General features: G+C 68.6%; 13 protein-coding genes. 9 read left to right on the forward strand and 4 right to left on the reverse strand.

Annotation, left to right across the window (positions count from 1 at the left end; genetic code table 11):
• Positions 1–11: 11 nt before the first annotated feature.
• Positions 12–1,247, forward strand: coding sequence for a uroporphyrinogen-III C-methyltransferase (cobA, locus tag OG921_RS25555; RefSeq protein WP_266115406.1), 1,236 nt, complete (start codon positions 12–14; stop codon positions 1,245–1,247).
• A gap of 10 nt (positions 1,248–1,257) precedes the next feature.
• Complete coding sequence (locus OG921_RS25560; protein ID WP_266115356.1) at positions 1,258–2,736, forward strand: MFS transporter; 1,479 nt, start codon at positions 1,258–1,260, stop codon at positions 2,734–2,736.
• 12 nt (positions 2,737–2,748) lie between these two features.
• On the opposite strand, the gene yaaA is transcribed toward OG921_RS25560, so the two are convergent.
• Entirely contained in the window at positions 2,749–3,492 is a 744-nt protein-coding gene (gene yaaA / locus OG921_RS25565) for a peroxide stress protein YaaA (protein WP_266115357.1), read from the reverse strand.
• A 189-nt stretch (positions 3,493–3,681) separates the two neighbouring features.
• Between yaaA and OG921_RS25570 the strand changes: the two genes are divergently transcribed.
• Both OG921_RS25570 and OG921_RS25575 read left to right on the forward strand, forming a co-directional pair.
• Positions 3,682–5,424 (forward strand): proline--tRNA ligase, encoded by a 1,743-nt coding sequence (locus tag OG921_RS25570; protein ID WP_266115358.1) that lies wholly within the window; start codon positions 3,682–3,684, stop codon positions 5,422–5,424.
• Between the two features lie 61 nt (positions 5,425–5,485).
• The gene (locus tag OG921_RS25575) at positions 5,486–6,142 is read left to right on the forward strand and encodes an O-methyltransferase (protein WP_266115359.1); all 657 of its coding nucleotides are present in this window, start codon (positions 5,486–5,488) and stop codon (positions 6,140–6,142) included.
• Here the strand turns inward: OG921_RS25575 and OG921_RS25580 are convergent.
• Complete coding sequence (locus OG921_RS25580; RefSeq protein WP_266115360.1) at positions 6,128–6,769, reverse strand: TetR/AcrR family transcriptional regulator; 642 nt, start codon at positions 6,767–6,769, stop codon at positions 6,128–6,130. The two genes, OG921_RS25575 and OG921_RS25580, sit on opposite strands and share 15 nt — an antisense overlap.
• 70 nt (positions 6,770–6,839) lie before the next feature.
• On the opposite strand from OG921_RS25580, the gene OG921_RS25585 reads away from it, so the two are divergent.
• A complete protein-coding gene (locus OG921_RS25585) occupies positions 6,840–8,279 on the forward strand; it encodes an MFS transporter (protein ID WP_266115361.1) in 1,440 nt (479 codons plus the stop codon).
• Positions 8,280–8,300: 21 nt separating this feature from the next.
• Here the strand turns inward: OG921_RS25585 and OG921_RS25590 are convergent, their stop codons facing one another.
• Complete coding sequence (locus OG921_RS25590) at positions 8,301–8,756, reverse strand: ferritin-like domain-containing protein (RefSeq protein ID WP_266115407.1); 456 nt, start codon at positions 8,754–8,756, stop codon at positions 8,301–8,303.
• A gap of 38 nt (positions 8,757–8,794) precedes the next feature.
• Positions 8,795–9,313, reverse strand: coding sequence for a hypothetical protein (locus tag OG921_RS25595; RefSeq protein WP_266115362.1), 519 nt, complete (start codon positions 9,311–9,313; stop codon positions 8,795–8,797).
• 167 nt (positions 9,314–9,480) lie between these two features.
• On the opposite strand from OG921_RS25595, the gene rimP reads away from it, so the two are divergent.
• From rimP to infB, 4 genes are all read left to right on the forward strand, one after another.
• A complete protein-coding gene (gene rimP / locus OG921_RS25600) occupies positions 9,481–10,044 on the forward strand; it encodes a ribosome maturation factor RimP (protein ID WP_266115363.1) in 564 nt (187 codons plus the stop codon).
• Entirely contained in the window at positions 10,041–11,090 is a 1,050-nt protein-coding gene (gene nusA, locus OG921_RS25605; RefSeq protein ID WP_266115364.1) for a transcription termination factor NusA, read from the forward strand. Before rimP ends, nusA begins: the two co-directional genes overlap by 4 nt.
• Positions 11,091–11,153: 63 nt before the next feature.
• Complete coding sequence (locus tag OG921_RS25610; protein WP_266115408.1) at positions 11,154–11,450, forward strand: YlxR family protein; 297 nt, start codon at positions 11,154–11,156, stop codon at positions 11,448–11,450.
• A gap of 106 nt (positions 11,451–11,556) precedes the next feature.
• A complete protein-coding gene (gene infB / locus OG921_RS25615; protein ID WP_266115365.1) occupies positions 11,557–14,385 on the forward strand; it encodes a translation initiation factor IF-2 in 2,829 nt (942 codons plus the stop codon).
• Positions 14,386–14,459 lie beyond the last annotated feature (74 nt).

Here is a 14,459-nt window from a genome sequence, read left to right on the forward strand (position 1 = left end):
GGTTCCGGTCCGTGAAAACGCACGATCGGCAACCGGCAGACGAGACGAGCTACCTGGTTGGTCTCGACCTCGCCGGGCGTCGCGTCGTCGTGGTCGGTGGGGGCTCGGTCGCGCAGCGTCGCCTCGGGCTGCTGATCGGCTCCGGCGCCGACATCGTGGTGATCAGCCCCGAGTTGACCCCCGCGGTGGAGGGTATGGCCACAGCCGGTCAGATACGGGTCGAGCTGCGCGACTACCGCGACGGCGACCTTGCGCAAGCCTGGTACGCAATCGCGTGCACCGATGACCCGGACACCAACGCCGCCGTCGTCGCCGAAGCCGAGCGGAACCGAATCTTCTGTGTGCGCGCCGACCACGCCCGGCTCGGCACCGCCGTCACACCCGCCACCGCCCGCTTCGACGGTTTGATGCTCGGGGTCCTCGCCGGTGGCGAACACCGACGCTCGGCCGCAGTGCGGACCGCGCTCGTCGAAGCGCTGCAGTCCGGTGTCGTCGCCGACACCTCCGCGCCGGTCGAGCCCGGAGTCGCGCTCGTCGGCGGCGGACCGGGCGATCCCGATCTCATCACGGTCCGTGGGCGTCGCCTTCTCGCGCGCGCCGATCTCGTCGTCGCAGACCGGCTCGCGCCCCCCGAACTTCTCGCCGAGCTGCCGCCGCACGTCGAGGTGATCGACGCGGCCAAGATCCCGTACGGGCGCGCGATGGCACAGGACGCGATCAACGCCGCGCTGGTCGACGGGGCGAAAGCCGGCAAGTTCGTCGTCCGGCTCAAGGGCGGCGATCCCTACGTCTTCGGCCGCGGCTACGAAGAGCTCGAAGCGTGCGTCGCCGCCGGAGTGCCGGTCACCGTCGTCCCGGGCATCACGAGCGCCATCTCGGTGCCGTCGAGTGCGGGCATCCCGGTCACCCATCGCGGGGTCACCCACGAGTTCGTCGTGGTCAGCGGACATTTGCCACCCGGCCATCCCGAGTCGCTGGTGGACTGGAACGCGCTCGCCCGGCTGCGCGGCACCATCGTGTTGTTGATGGCGGTGGAACGGATCGAACAGTTCGCCGCGGCGCTGATGGTCGGTGGCCGGCCGGCCGACACCCCCGCCACCGTGATTCAGGAAGGCACCCTGCGCACCGAGCGCATCGTGCGCGCCGATCTGAGCACGGTCGCCGCGCGGGTCCGGTCCGAACACATCCGCCCGCCCGCGATCGTCGTGATCGGACCGGTCGCCGGGTTCGCCGCGAAGCCCCGGTAGGTTGGCGCCCATGACCGACAGGGTGACAAATCAGTACCCGGTCACCAAGAGTGCGTTGGGCCTGGCCATCGTCGTCCTCGGTGGCCTACAGCTCATGGTGGTGCTCGACGGCACCGTAGCCAACCTTGCGCTTGCGCCGCTGCAAAGCGATCTCGGGCTCAGCGATGCCGGCCGCAACTGGGTGGTGGTGTCGTATGCGTTGACGTTCGGCGGGCTGATGCTGCTCGGCGGTCGGATCGGCGACGCGTTCGGCCGAAAGCGGGTCTTCATCATCGGGGTCGGCCTGTTCACGCTGGCGTCGCTGATGTGCGGACTCGCCGTCAACGAAGCGACGTTGGTGGCGGCGCGGGCGGTGCAAGGCACCGGCGCGGCGATCGCCTCGCCCACCGCGTTGGCGCTGGTGGCGACCACATTTGCGCCCGGCCCGGTGCGCAACCAGGCGATCGCGATCTATGCGGCGATGACCGGCGTCGGGTCGATCACCGGACTCATCGTCGGCGGTGCGCTCACCCAGGTGTCGTGGCGCTGGATCTTCCTGATCAACGTCCCGATCGGCATAGTGATCATCGGTCTGGCCGTCGGAGCACTGCAGGAGACTGCGAGCCGTCGCCTCACGCTCGACGCGTCCGGCGCGGCGCTGGCCACGCTCGGCTGTACCGCAATCGTGTTCGGTGTCAGCGAAGGCCCGGAATTGGGCTGGGGGTCGACGGCCGTGATCGCTTCCCTGTCCGCCGGCTTCGCGCTGCTCGCCGCCTTCCTGGTCGTCGAACGAACCGCCCGCAACCCGCTGCTGCCGTTCTCCCTGTTCCGCAACCGGGATCGGGTGGCGACATTCGGCGCGATCGGCTTCTCCGGCGCGGCGCTGTTCTGCACGACCGTCTACGTTGCGCTGTTCGTCCAGGACATCCTCGGCTATACCCCGCTGCGCGCGGGTCTCGCATTCATACCGTTCGCAGTCGGTCTCGGGGTGGGATCCGCGGTCGCCTCGAAGTTGGTCATGCGGATCGCGCCGCGCTGGCTCGTGCTGATCGGTGCGGTGATCATGGTGTGCGGCCTGCTGTACGGGTCGACTCTGGACGGCACGGCCACGTACTTCGGCAACCTCTTCATACCGATCATCGGCATCGGGTTCGGTGTCGGCGTCGCGGTCGTGCCGCTGCCGCTGTGCGCGGTAGCCGGCGTGCCCGAGACCGAGATCGGTCCGTTGACCGCGATCACCCAGGTCGCGCAGACGTTGAGCGGACCGCTCGCGCTCGCCGTCGTCGGGGCGCTGGCGACGTCGCGCACACTCTCGCTCGGTGGCACCGATGGCGCGGTGTCGGACATGGATGCCGCCCAGCTCGCCGCGCTCGGCGAGGGATACACCTTCGCGCTCGTCGGCGCCGCGGTGTGTGTTCTGGCCGCAGGGTTCATTGCGCTGTTCATCCGGTTCACCAGCCAGGAGGTCGCGCAGGCCCAGGCCGCGCAGGAGGCGGCGCAGGACCGCTGAGGGCGTACTGCCTCAGGTCAGAATGACCAGCTCGTGATCCGCGGCGAGTTCGACCCGCAGACCTGCCTTCGACGCCACCCGGGCAACGCCGTCGATATCGTGCGGCTCGGCGCGGGTCACCACGAGCGCGCGGGCGAGTAGTCCTTTGTGGTGCTTGTTGAAATGGCTGACCACGCTGCGCGAGCCGTCCTCGGCTTCGGTGAGCACGGTCGCGATGACGGCCTCGGGCACCTTTCCGAGTTGCTGATACACCCCCGACCGCAGATCGACGACGAGCCCGCCGTCGGCCTCGGCTTCGAGCGCAGCGGGCAGGTCCGTCCGCCAGACCGCGGCCAGTGTGCCGAACCCGGGCAGCTTCGAGCCGCCCGAAAGTCGGTAGGCCGGGATCGGGTCGCCGGCGCGGAGGGCGCCGAACAGCGCCGACCCGATACCGAGCCGGGCATAGGCCTTCGCGCGCTGCACCCGGGTGAACGCCTTGGCATCGAGCGCGTCGTAGAGCACGCCGGTATAGCGGGCCAGCGCCGGCGTCGTCGGCGCGGTCCAGAGCGTGGCGTTGCGTTCGATCTCGTGGAACTGCCCGGCGCCCAAGCCGAGTGCGGTAGCGGAGGCCTCTTCGTCGGCCGCGAGCTCGACGAGTGCATTCACCAGCATCTCGCGCGTCTCGGTGAGTTTCGGCATGGCCAGTTCGCCCAGGTCGAGCGGAGCGCCACGCCCGCCGTCGGACTTGGTCTCGGAAGGTGGCAGCAGCACGAGCACCAGGGGACTTTATCGGTCTCGACACACCAGCGTTGCGACGGGTGAATGGAGTGCTCGGGTCCCCGATTCATCGACTGAACGGAACCGTTCAGTCGATCAGATCGACCGAACGGTTCCGTTCAGTCGATGCGGGGGTGCGGGACGGGTGAGCGGGGGAACGACAGGTGGCACGCATTAGGCTTCAGTCCCGTGATCACCCGCCTGTCTCAGCTGTTCCTGCGCACCCTCCGCGACGACCCGGCCGACGCCGAGGTGCCGAGCCACAAGTTGCTCGTGCGCGCCGGGTATGTGCGCCGCGTCGCGCCGGGCATCTACACCTGGCTGCCGCTCGGCCTGCGGGTGCTGCGACAGGTGGAGCGAGTGGTGCGTGAGGAGATGGACGCGATGGGCGCGCAGGAGATCTCGCTGCCCGCACTGCTGCCGCGCGAGCCCTACGAGCGAACCAACCGGTGGACCGAGTACGGCGACGCGCTGTTCCGGCTCCAGGACCGCAAGGGTGCCGACTACCTGCTCGGGCCGACGCACGAGGAGCTGTTCGCGCTGACAGTGAAGGGGGAGTACTCCTCCTACAAGGATCTGCCGGTCACGCTGTACCAGATCGAGACGAAGTACCGCGATGAGGAGCGGCCGCGCGCAGGAATTCTGCGCGGGCGCGAGTTCGTGATGAAGGACTCGTACTCGTTCGATCTCGACGACGACGGGCTCGCCGCCTCCTATGCCGCGCACCGCGACGCGTACCAGCGGATCTTCGCGCGGCTCGGCCTGAAGTACGTGATCGTCGCGGCCACGTCCGGCGCCATGGGCGGCAGCGCGTCCGAGGAATTTCTCGCCGACAGCGAGGTCGGTGAGGACACCTACGTGCGCTGCCTCGAGTCGGGCTACGCGGCGAACGTCGAGGCGGTCGTCACGCCCGCGCCCGCGCCGATTCCGTTCGACGACGCCCCCGCCGCGGTCGTGCACGACACCCCGGGCACACCGACCATCGCGACGCTGGTCGAGTGGGCCAACGCGACGCTCGACCGTTCGGTCACGGCCGCGGACACGCTGAAGAACGTTCTGATCAAGCTGCATCACCCGGATGGAAAGACCGAGTTGCTCGGTATCGGCGTGCCGGGGGATCGCGAGGTGGACGAAAAGCGGCTCGGTGCATCGCTCGAGCCGGCCGAATTCGAGCTGCTCACCGAAGCCGACTTCGCCGCCAACCCGTTCCTGGTCAAGGGATATATCGGCCCGAAGGCGTTGCAGGACAACGGTGTCCGATTTCTCGTCGACCCTCGCGTGGTGGCCGGTACGCGGTGGATCACCGGTGCGGACGAAAACGGCAGGCACGTGGTCGATCTCGTGGCTGGTCGCGATTTCACACCGGACGGCACCATCGAGGCCGCCGAGGTGCGCGACGGCGATCCGTCGCCGGACGGGCAGGGGACGCTCGTCGCCGCGCGCGGCATCGAGATCGGGCACATCTTCCAGCTCGGTCGCAAGTACACCGACGCGTTCGAGGTGGACGTGCTCGGTGAGAACGGCAAGCCGGTGCGGTTGACGATGGGGTCCTACGGTGTCGGTGTCTCGCGGTTGGTCGCGGTCGTCGCCGAGCAGCAGCACGACGACAAAGGCCTACGATGGCCCGCCGAAATCACCCCGTTCGACGTGTACGTGGTGATCGCCAACAAGGACGAAGGCGCCCGTGCGGGGGCCGAGCAACTGGCCGCCGATCTCGACGCGGCCGGTTTGGAAGTCGTTCTCGACGACCGCAAGTCCTCACCGGGAGTGAAGTTCAAGGACGCGGAGCTCATCGGCGTGCCACTGATCGTGGTGGTCGGGCGCGGCTGGGCCGAGGGCAAGGTCGAGGTGCGCAACCGGTTCACCGGCGCGAGCGACGAGGTGGCCGCGGCAGACGCGATCGCGACCGTACTCGGCCGAGTGCGCACCTGACCGTCGGTGATTCGTCGGACCCGAAGGTCCGACGAGATCCGGCCAGGTACAAGATCTCGGTATGGAAGCACCGAACTACGCCGATGTGGATCGCTACCTCGAACAAACCTTTGTCGGTGCCGACGCGGCGTTGACGGACGCGCTGGAACACAATGCCGCGGCGGGTCTCCCGGCGATCGATGTGTCGCCGACGCAGGGCAAATTCCTGTACCTGCTCGCGCGGTCCATCGGCGCGCGACGAGTCCTCGAGATCGGCACGCTCGGCGGATACAGCACGATCAATCTGGCCCGGGCGGTCGGGCCGGACGGCACGGTCGTGACGCTCGAGTACGAGCCTGCACACGCCGAGGTGGCGCGCACCAACCTCGACCGGGCCGGTGTTGGCGATCGGGTGGACATCCGAGTCGGGGCTGCGCTGGACTCGCTGCCGCAGGTCGAGGGGCCGTTCGACCTGGTGTTCATCGACGCGGACAAGGAGAACAACGCCAACTATGTGACGGCGGCGATCGACCGTGCGCGGCCGGGTGCGCTCATCGTCCTGGACAACGTCGTACGCCACGGCGGGGTGCTCGACGCGGCGAGCGACGAGCCTGCGATCCGCGGCACGCGCGCGGCACTGGAGTTGATGGCGAGCCATCCGCGCCTCGACGCGACTGCATTGCAGACCGTGGGCGCCAAGAACTGGGACGGGTTCGCGATCGCGCTAGTCAGCGACTGACGCTTGGCCGAACGCGGGCAGCAGGTCGCCAAAGGCGCAGTACGACATCTCCATCAGCGCGGGGTCCTCGTGCGCGTGTTCTGGTGCCTGCATGGCTAGCAGGGTGTTGAGCAGCATGCCGTCTGCGACGAAACTGCGGGCTTGGTCCGGCGTACATCCGGTGCGTTGCCGGAGCGTCTGGTAGATCGCCGACATTCCCGCCCGCGCCCGTTCGCCGATCTCGGGCGTGGACGCGGCGGTGAAGCCGTGCATCATCACCAGCAGCAGGTCCCGGTCGCTGACCAGTTCGCCGTAGGCCCGACCGAGCCGTTCCCAATATTCCTGTTCCTGGACCGTCGGTGCGTCCGGGTCGCGGTCGATCTTGTCGAGTTCGGCCTCGAAGGTGGCGATGATCGCGTTGATCGCCCGCGCGAACACCTCGCTGAACAATCCCGCCTTCGTGCCGAACATACGAACCACATAGGGCTGCGAAACCCCGGCCTCGCGCGCCACCGCATCGGTACTCGTCCCCGCGTATCCCCCCTGCGCGAAGGCACGTGACGCGGCGCCGAGGATCTGCTCGCGGCGGTCGGCCGCGTTCATTCGGGTCCGGGGTTCCTCGGGAGTTTTCGATTCGGGGGACGACATGGTTGACATGTTATCAGTCGATTACTAACCTCGGAATAAGTAATCATTCGATGCTTACAAGGGAGGTGCCATGACGATCACAACCGACCTTTCGACCCCGGACGAGGTCAGTCCGGCCGTCGGAACCCGCACTCGGGTAGTACCGCTCGGAATCGCGTTGCTGGCAGCGTCGCTGCCGATGTTCATGGCGACGCTCGACAACCTGGTCATGACCAGCGCTTTGCCGGTGATCAGCACCGACCTGCACGCCGGCGTGGGTGATCTGCAGTGGTTCGTGAACGCGTACACGCTGTGCTTCGCGACGCTGATGCTGCCTGCCGCGACGCTCGGTGACCGGCTCGGCCGGCGCCGGGTGTTTCTCGCCGGGATCACGATATTCACCCTCGCGTCGATCATCTCGGCACTGTCGCGCACGCCGGAGGTGCTGATCGGCGCACGCGCGTTACAAGGGCTTGGTGCGGCCGCGATCATGCCGCTGTCGCTGACCCTGCTGGCGGCGGCCGTGCCCGCGAGCAAGCGGGCCATGGCGATCGGTGTCTGGGGTGGGGTGTCCGGACTCGGCGTCGCGCTCGGTCCGGTAATCGGTGGTGCAGTCGTCGACGGTATCTCCTGGCAGGCGATCTTCTGGCTCAACGTCCCCGTCGCGCTGGTCGCGATTCCGCTCGTCCTCTGGGCGCTCGATGAATCGTTCGGTCGCAGAGTGCCATTGGACGTGCCCGGAGTGTTGCTCGTCGGCGGATCGGTGTTTGCCGCGGTGTGGGCGGTCGTGCACGGCAACGACGACGGCTGGACATCGTTCACTGTGCTCGGCACGCTCGCGGCCGCAGCCGTTCTGCTCGTCGCGTTCGTGGTGCGGGAGAGCCGGGTCCGATTCCCGGTGGTGCCGTTGCGCCTGTTCCGGTCGCGCAGCTTCTCGGTGGCCAATGTTGCGGCCCTGGGCTTTTCGATCGGCATGATGGGCGCGGTGTTCCTGCTCTCGCAATACCTGCAAATCGTCATGGGCTACACGCCGCTGCAGGCCGGCGTGCGGACGCTGCCATGGACCGCGGCACCGATGGTCGTCGCCCCGATCGCCGGAGTGCTGGTGGCGCGCGTCGGCGTTCGGCCGCTGCTGACCGTCGGCCTGTTGCTGCAGGCGGCATCACTGGCCTGGATGGCGGCGATCGTGGTGCCGGGGATGGCCTACTCGGAAGTGGTTCCGGCGTTCGTCATGGCCGGCGTCGGCATGGGATTGACCTTCGCCCCGAGTGCATCGGCCGTGCTCGCCGACATGGCCGAAGACGATCATGCGACGGCGAGCTCGATCAACGCGACGATGCGGGAGATGGGCATCGCCATCGGAATCGCGGTGCTCACCGCCGTGTTCCTTGCGGCGGGCGGCGCACTCACCCCCACCGGTTACGCCGAGGGGCTTCGCCCGGCACTGATCGTCGGCGCGATCTCGGTCGGGATCGCCGTGCTGGCCTCGGTGTTCATGCCGGCCCGGACGGGGCGCGCCATTCGCGAATGACACGTCGCGCGCTTCGATAGGTCAGGGTTGACCCGGGAACGGCACCGTAACGGGTGCCGTTCCCAATATCGTGCGCCAGGTGGCGAGGCGGACAGCGCATTCGGTGAGTGCGTCCACGCCGGTGCGGCGGGTGTGTTCGGCGGCGGCGCGCTCGACCACCGAGCGCCATGCGACGGCGGTGTCGCTTTCCACGGTTGCCGCGAGTTGTGCGGCGGTGATCGGGTCGACCACCGGAAATGGCACGGTGTAGCCGGAGTCGGCCACCGGCGGGTCGATACTCGCCGCGGTCAGTGCGTCGATGGTCGCGTCCCGGCGCGCGCGGTGCGCAGCGCTGTTCGTGGCAATCAGGTCGGCCCGCTGCGGGTTCGAGAAGGCCGCGACCAAACCATAGGCAAAGATCGCGGCGTGTTCGGCGCGCAGTGCATCGATGAGAGCCTGCTGTTCGGGCCCGATCGAATCCTGCTTGCGCGGCAGCATCGAACTCACGTCACGCGGGAGCATCGAATTCGCTTCGCTCATGCCAACACGATCCCGGCGTAGGTTGCGCAGGCCGCACTGATCGACCCGAGAAGCCCTGCGCGGTAATCGGATTGGGTGCGCGCCAGGTCGGCGGCATCCTGCTGCGAGCGGATCAGTCGCGCGCGCAGCTCGTCGATCGTCGGCGGCGGTGTCGCGGGCGTACCGGTCGACGTCGCCGAAGCCGTTGTGCTCGGCGTCGAGCCGTCCTCGTAATGCCCGGCTGCCCGGGTGATTTCGTCCTGCAAGGCGGTGGCGTGCGCCGTGCGTTCGTCGGCGACGGTCTGCAGGGCCGGGCCGCGCTCGGGCGCGATGGCGATGGCGGCGATCGCGGCCGCGGCGTCCGCGCGGGCACGGTCCGCCGCGGCGATGAGCGGATCGACCTCGGGTGCGTCGTCGCCGCTGTCGTTGGCGGCGCATGCCGTCGCGCCGCCGACCACAGCGATCGCAACAGCACCGGTCAGCAGCCGCAACGACGATCGGCGGGAGATCCGGATGGCGTGAGTGGCTGTGAGCACGGCTACATGGTGCCACGCGACCTGGGCGGATCCGGTGAGGCTGGGATACGGCGGCTCGGTTGCGGGTTACGCTTATTACCCGCTGCGCACACTGCGCTCGATGACCGCTGTGCACACGGTCTGCACCCGACAACTGTTCGACCGACAATTGAACCAGGAGCCTCCAGATGCCGATCCCGTCCGAGGAAACGGTGGCCGACCTCGTCGTCGACCTGATCGAGCAACGCGGGCTCGATCTGGAGGGCGTGCAGATCAGCCGGGCGGGAAAGCTCAGCACCGTGCGGGTCCTGGTGGACGGTGAGAACGGTGTTTCGCTCGACCAAATCGCCACCCTGAGCAACGAGGTGTCTGCGAAACTCGACGAGGTCGACGAATTCGGCACACTGCCCTACACGCTGGAAGTCACCACGCCCGGGACCGATCGTCCGCTCGAGCTCGAGCGGCATTGGCGTCGGGCGCGGGGACGCAAGGTGGAGGTCGCGACCGCGACCGAGACCATCGAAGGCCGCATCGGACGACTCGATGCGGGATCGGTCGACATTGTGGTGCGCGGCAAGTCCGGCCCCACCGTCCGGGCAGTACAGCTCGACGACGTGGTCCGCGCCGTGGTGCAGGTCGAATTCTCGCGGCCGAACGCCCGCGAACTCGAATTGACAGGTGGCGTGGCGCAGGGGCGCCCCGCGCCGGGTGCAGCGCCGGTAGCGATTGAGCAGGAAGGGACCGAGGAATGAACATCGACATCGGCGCGCTGCGGGCAATCGAGGCCGAGAAGGGGATCTCGATCGAGACGGTGATCGCGACGATCCAGTCGGCCCTGCTCACCGCGTATCGGCATACCGAGGGCCATCAGCCCAATGCTCGGATCGACGTGGACCGCAAGTCCGGCGTCGTCCGGGTGATGGCCTACGAAACCGATCTCGACGGGAACCTGATCTCGGAGTGGGACGACACACCAGAGGGATTCGGCCGGATCGCGGCCACCACCGCCCGGCAGGTCATCCTGCAACGTCTGCGCGACGCCGAACACGAGAAGACCTTCGGTGAGTTCGCCACGCACGAGGGCGAGATCGTCGGCGGTGTCATTCAGCGCGACAGCCGCCTCAACGCGCGCGGTACTGTCGTCGTCCACATCGGCAGCGACGCGAACGGCGCCGACGGGCTGATCCCGCCCGCAGAGCAGGTGCCGGGCGAGTCCTACGAGCACGGCGACCGGATCAAGTGCTACGTGGTCGGCGTGTCCCGCGGCCAGCGCGGCCCGCAGATCACGCTGTCGCGGACGCACCCGAACCTCGTTCGCAAACTCTTCGCGCTCGAGGTACCCGAGATCGCGGACGCCTCCGTGGACATTGTCGCGGTGGCGCGCGAGTCCGGGCACCGCTCGAAGATCGCGGTGCGCTCCAATGTGGCGGGACTCAACGCGAAGGGCGCGTGCATCGGCCCGATGGGGCAGCGAGTGCGCAACGTGATGAGCGAGCTCGCCGGCGAGAAGATCGACATCATCGACTACGACGACGACCCGGCGAGGTTCGTCGGGAATGCACTGTCGCCGTCGAAAGTTGTTTCTGTCACAGTCGTCGATCCGGATGCGCGTGCCGCGCGTGTGGTCGTGCCGGATTTCCAGCTTTCGCTCGCGATCGGCAAGGAAGGCCAGAACGCGCGCCTCGCCGCCCGTCTCACCGGCTGGCGGATCGATATCCGCAGTGATGCAGCAGCAACGGCACCCGAAGATGAACGAACGGCCGATCGACCCGCCGGACCCGGCCTCGGGCGACTGTAGGACCGAATGCGGAGTTCGGCGGAATCAGCGGTAGAGTGGTCGAGGGTTCAGCATGGGCCTTCGATATCCGTGCGCGCTGGTACCGGTTCTCCGGTGCGGACGTGTGTCGGATGCCGGAAGCGTGAGCTGACCACCGATCTGCTGCGGGTGGTTGCACGAGAGAACGGGCCGAACGGCTACGTAGTCGTGCCGGATCCGCGGCACAGGCTTCCGGGCCGGGGTGCATGGCTGCACCCCACCGCCGGCTGTCTGAGCAATGCAGACCGGCGCCGAGCATTCGGCAGAGCATTACGAGTGTCCGGATATCTGGATACCTCAGCTGTCGAGCAGTACCTAGAGAACAGGCACGAGCACTCATGAGCGCAACGTGAAGCACCAACGATGAACGTCCGTCGGAGATAAACCGAGGTCGTGCGGGCGCCCGGGAGCCGGGACCGTCACGCTCGACCTCATAGTGAGGAGAGCAGTGGCAGGCAAGGCCCGCGTGCACGAGTTGGCGAAAGAACTCGGTGTCACAAGTAAGGAACTACTCGCGACGCTCAAGGAGCAGGGCGAGTTCGTGAAATCGGCGTCGTCGACGGTGGAAGCACCCGTCGCGCGTCGTCTGCGTGAATCGTTTACCTCGAAGGCGCCTGCGGCGCCGCAAAACGGCAGGTCCGCCGATGGCGCCGCAAAACCGGCCGCGGCCGGCCCGCGTCCGTCGGGCCCCCGCCCCGGCCCGCGGCCGACCCCGGCTGCTCCGGCACCGGCCGCTCCGTCGGCTCCCCAGCCGGCTGCGGCAGCGTCGAACCCGCCCGCGGCTTCCGCGCCGCCCGCGGCACCCGCTCCGGATTCGGCACCCAAGCCGGTCCCGGCCCGCCCGCGTCCGCAGGCCCCCGCGGCCAGCGCGAGTCCCGCGGCACCGGCCGGTCCCAAGCCGGGTCCGAAGCCGCCGCGTGTCGGCAACAACCCGTACTCCTCGGCCCCGGTCGAGCGTCCCGCGCCGCGGCCGGCGCCGGGTGCACCGCGTCCCGGCGGTCCCCGCCCGGGTCCCGGCCAGGCCGGCCCGCGCCCGCAGGGCGGATCGCGTCCCGGGCCCGGTCAGGGCGGTCCCCGTCCCGCACCAGGTCAGGGTGGTCCGCGGCCGAGCCCCGGCTCGATGCCCCCGCGCCCGAACCCGGGTGCGATGCCCGCACGTTCGACCCGTCCGGCACCCGGTGCCGGTCGTCCGGGCCGTCCCGGTGGAGCCCCGGGCCGTCCCGGCGGTGGTGCCGGCGGCGGTGGCGGCTACCGCGGTGGCGGTGGTGGCGGCGGCGGCGCTCCCGGTGCGGGCGCGCCCGCGGCCGGTGGTTTCCGCGGTCGTCCCGGTGGTGGCGGCGGTAACCGTGGTCGCGGCGGTGCTGCGGGTGCCTTCGGGCGTCCCGGTGGCGCGCCCCGCAAGGGCCGCAAGTCGAAGCGGCAGAAGCGCCAGGAATACGACGCAATGCAGGCGCCCGCCGTTGGCGGTGTGCGGCTGCCGCGCGGCAACGGTGAGACCATCCGGCTCGCCCGCGGTGCGTCGCTGTCCGACTTCGCGGAGAAGATCGATGCGAACCCGGCTGCGTTGGTGCAGGCCTTGTTCAACCTCGGCGAAATGGTCACCGCAACGCAGTCGGTGAACGACGAGACGCTCGAGCTGCTCGGCGGCGAGATGAACTACGTCGTCCAGGTCGTCAGCCCGGAGGACGAGGACCGCGAGCTGCTGCAGTCGTTCGACCTCACCTACGGCGAGGACGAGGGCGGCGAGGAAGACCTCGAGTCGCGTCCGCCGGTGGTCACCGTCATGGGTCACGTCGACCACGGCAAGACCCGCCTGCTCGACACGATCCGTAAGGCGAACGTGCGCGAGGGCGAGGCCGGCGGCATCACCCAGCACATCGGTGCCTACCAGGTCGGGGTCGACTTCGAGGGCAACGAACGACTGGTCACCTTCATCGACACCCCCGGTCACGAGGCGTTCACCGCCATGCGTGCCCGCGGTGCGAAGGCCACCGACATCGCGATCCTCGTGGTCGCGGCCGACGACGGCGTCATGCCGCAGACGGTGGAAGCGATCAACCACGCCCAGGCGGCCGACGTGCCGATCGTGGTCGCGGTGAACAAGATCGACAAGGAAGGCGCCGACCCGGCGAAGATTCGCGGGCAGCTCACCGAATACGGACTCGTCGCCGAGGAGTACGGCGGCGACACCATGTTCGTCGACATCTCCGCCAAGCAGGGCACGAACATCGAACACCTGCTCGAAGCGGTGCTGCTCACCGCGGACGCGTCGCTCGACCTGCGGGCCAACCCCGACATGGAGGCCCAGGGCGTCGCGATCGAGGCACACCTCGACCGTGGCCGCGGCCCGGTCGCGACCGTGCTCATCGCACGCGGAACCCTGCGCGTCGGTGACTCGATCGTCGCCGGTGACGCGTACGGCCGAGTGCGTCGCATGGTCGACGAGCACGGCGACGACGTCGCCGAGGCCCTGCCGTCGCGTCCGGTCCAGGTGGTCGGTTTCACCTCGGTCCCGGGTGCCGGCGACAACCTGCTCGTCGTCGACGAGGACCGGATCGCCCGGCAGATCGCCGACCGCCGCAATGCGCGCAAGCGCAACGCACTGGCCGCGCGCAGCCGCAAGCGGATCAGCCTCGAGGATCTGGATGCCGCGCTGAAGGAAACCAGCGAGCTCAACCTGATCCTCAAGGGCGACAACTCCGGCACCGTGGAGGCCCTGGAAGAGGCGCTGCTCGGTATCGAGATCGACGACGAAGTGCAGCTGCGGGTTATCGACCGCGGTGTCGGTGGCATCACCGAAACCAACGTCAACCTGGCCTCGGCGTCGAACGCGATCATCATCGGGTTCAACGTGCGCGCGGAGGGCAAGGCGACCGAGCTGGCGAACCGCGAGGGCGTCGACATCCGGTACTACTCGGTGATCTACCAGGCGATCGACGAGATCGAGAAGGCCCTCAAGGGCATGCTCAAGCCGGTCTACGAAGAGGTCGAGCTGGGCCGCGCCGAGATCCGCGCGCTGTTCCGCTCCTCCAAGGTCGGTCTCATCGCCGGCTGCATGGTCACCGGTGGCATCCTGCGCCGCAACGCGAAGGCGCGGTTGCTGCGGGACAACCTGGTGGTTGCCGAGACGACGACGATTTCCACGTTGCGTCGCGAGAAGGACGATGTCACCGAGGTGCGCGAAGGCTTCGAATGCGGCCTCACGCTCACCTACAACGACATCAAGGAGGGCGACATCATCGAGGCGTACGAGCTGCGCGAGAAGCCGCGCGACTGAAGCGTCTGAGGAGCGCAGCCTGCGGAGCGACATATCCTCGCAGGAGCGGAGCCTGCGGAGCGACCTATCCTCAC

Source organism: Aldersonia sp. NBC_00410, assembly GCF_026342035.1.
GTDB lineage: Bacteria > Actinomycetota > Actinomycetes > Mycobacteriales > Mycobacteriaceae > Aldersonia.

Excerpts from the sequence above, each read along its gene's own strand:
- OG921_RS25560 (WP_266115356.1), top strand. The coding sequence starts at position 1,258 with ATGACCGACAGGGTGACAAATCAGTACCCGGTCACCAAGAGTGCGTTG.
- OG921_RS25575 (WP_266115359.1), top strand. The coding sequence starts at position 5,486 with ATGGAAGCACCGAACTACGCCGATGTGGATCGCTACCTCGAACAAACC.
- OG921_RS25580 (WP_266115360.1), bottom strand. The coding sequence starts at position 6,769 with ATGTCGTCCCCCGAATCGAAAACTCCCGAGGAACCCCGGACCCGAATG.
- OG921_RS25585 (WP_266115361.1), top strand. The coding sequence starts at position 6,840 with ATGACGATCACAACCGACCTTTCGACCCCGGACGAGGTCAGTCCGGCC.
- OG921_RS25590 (WP_266115407.1), bottom strand. The coding sequence starts at position 8,756 with ATGCTGCCGCGCAAGCAGGATTCGATCGGGCCCGAACAGCAGGCTCTC.
- rimP (WP_266115363.1), top strand. The coding sequence starts at position 9,481 with ATGCCGATCCCGTCCGAGGAAACGGTGGCCGACCTCGTCGTCGACCTG.
- nusA (WP_266115364.1), top strand. The coding sequence starts at position 10,041 with ATGAACATCGACATCGGCGCGCTGCGGGCAATCGAGGCCGAGAAGGGG.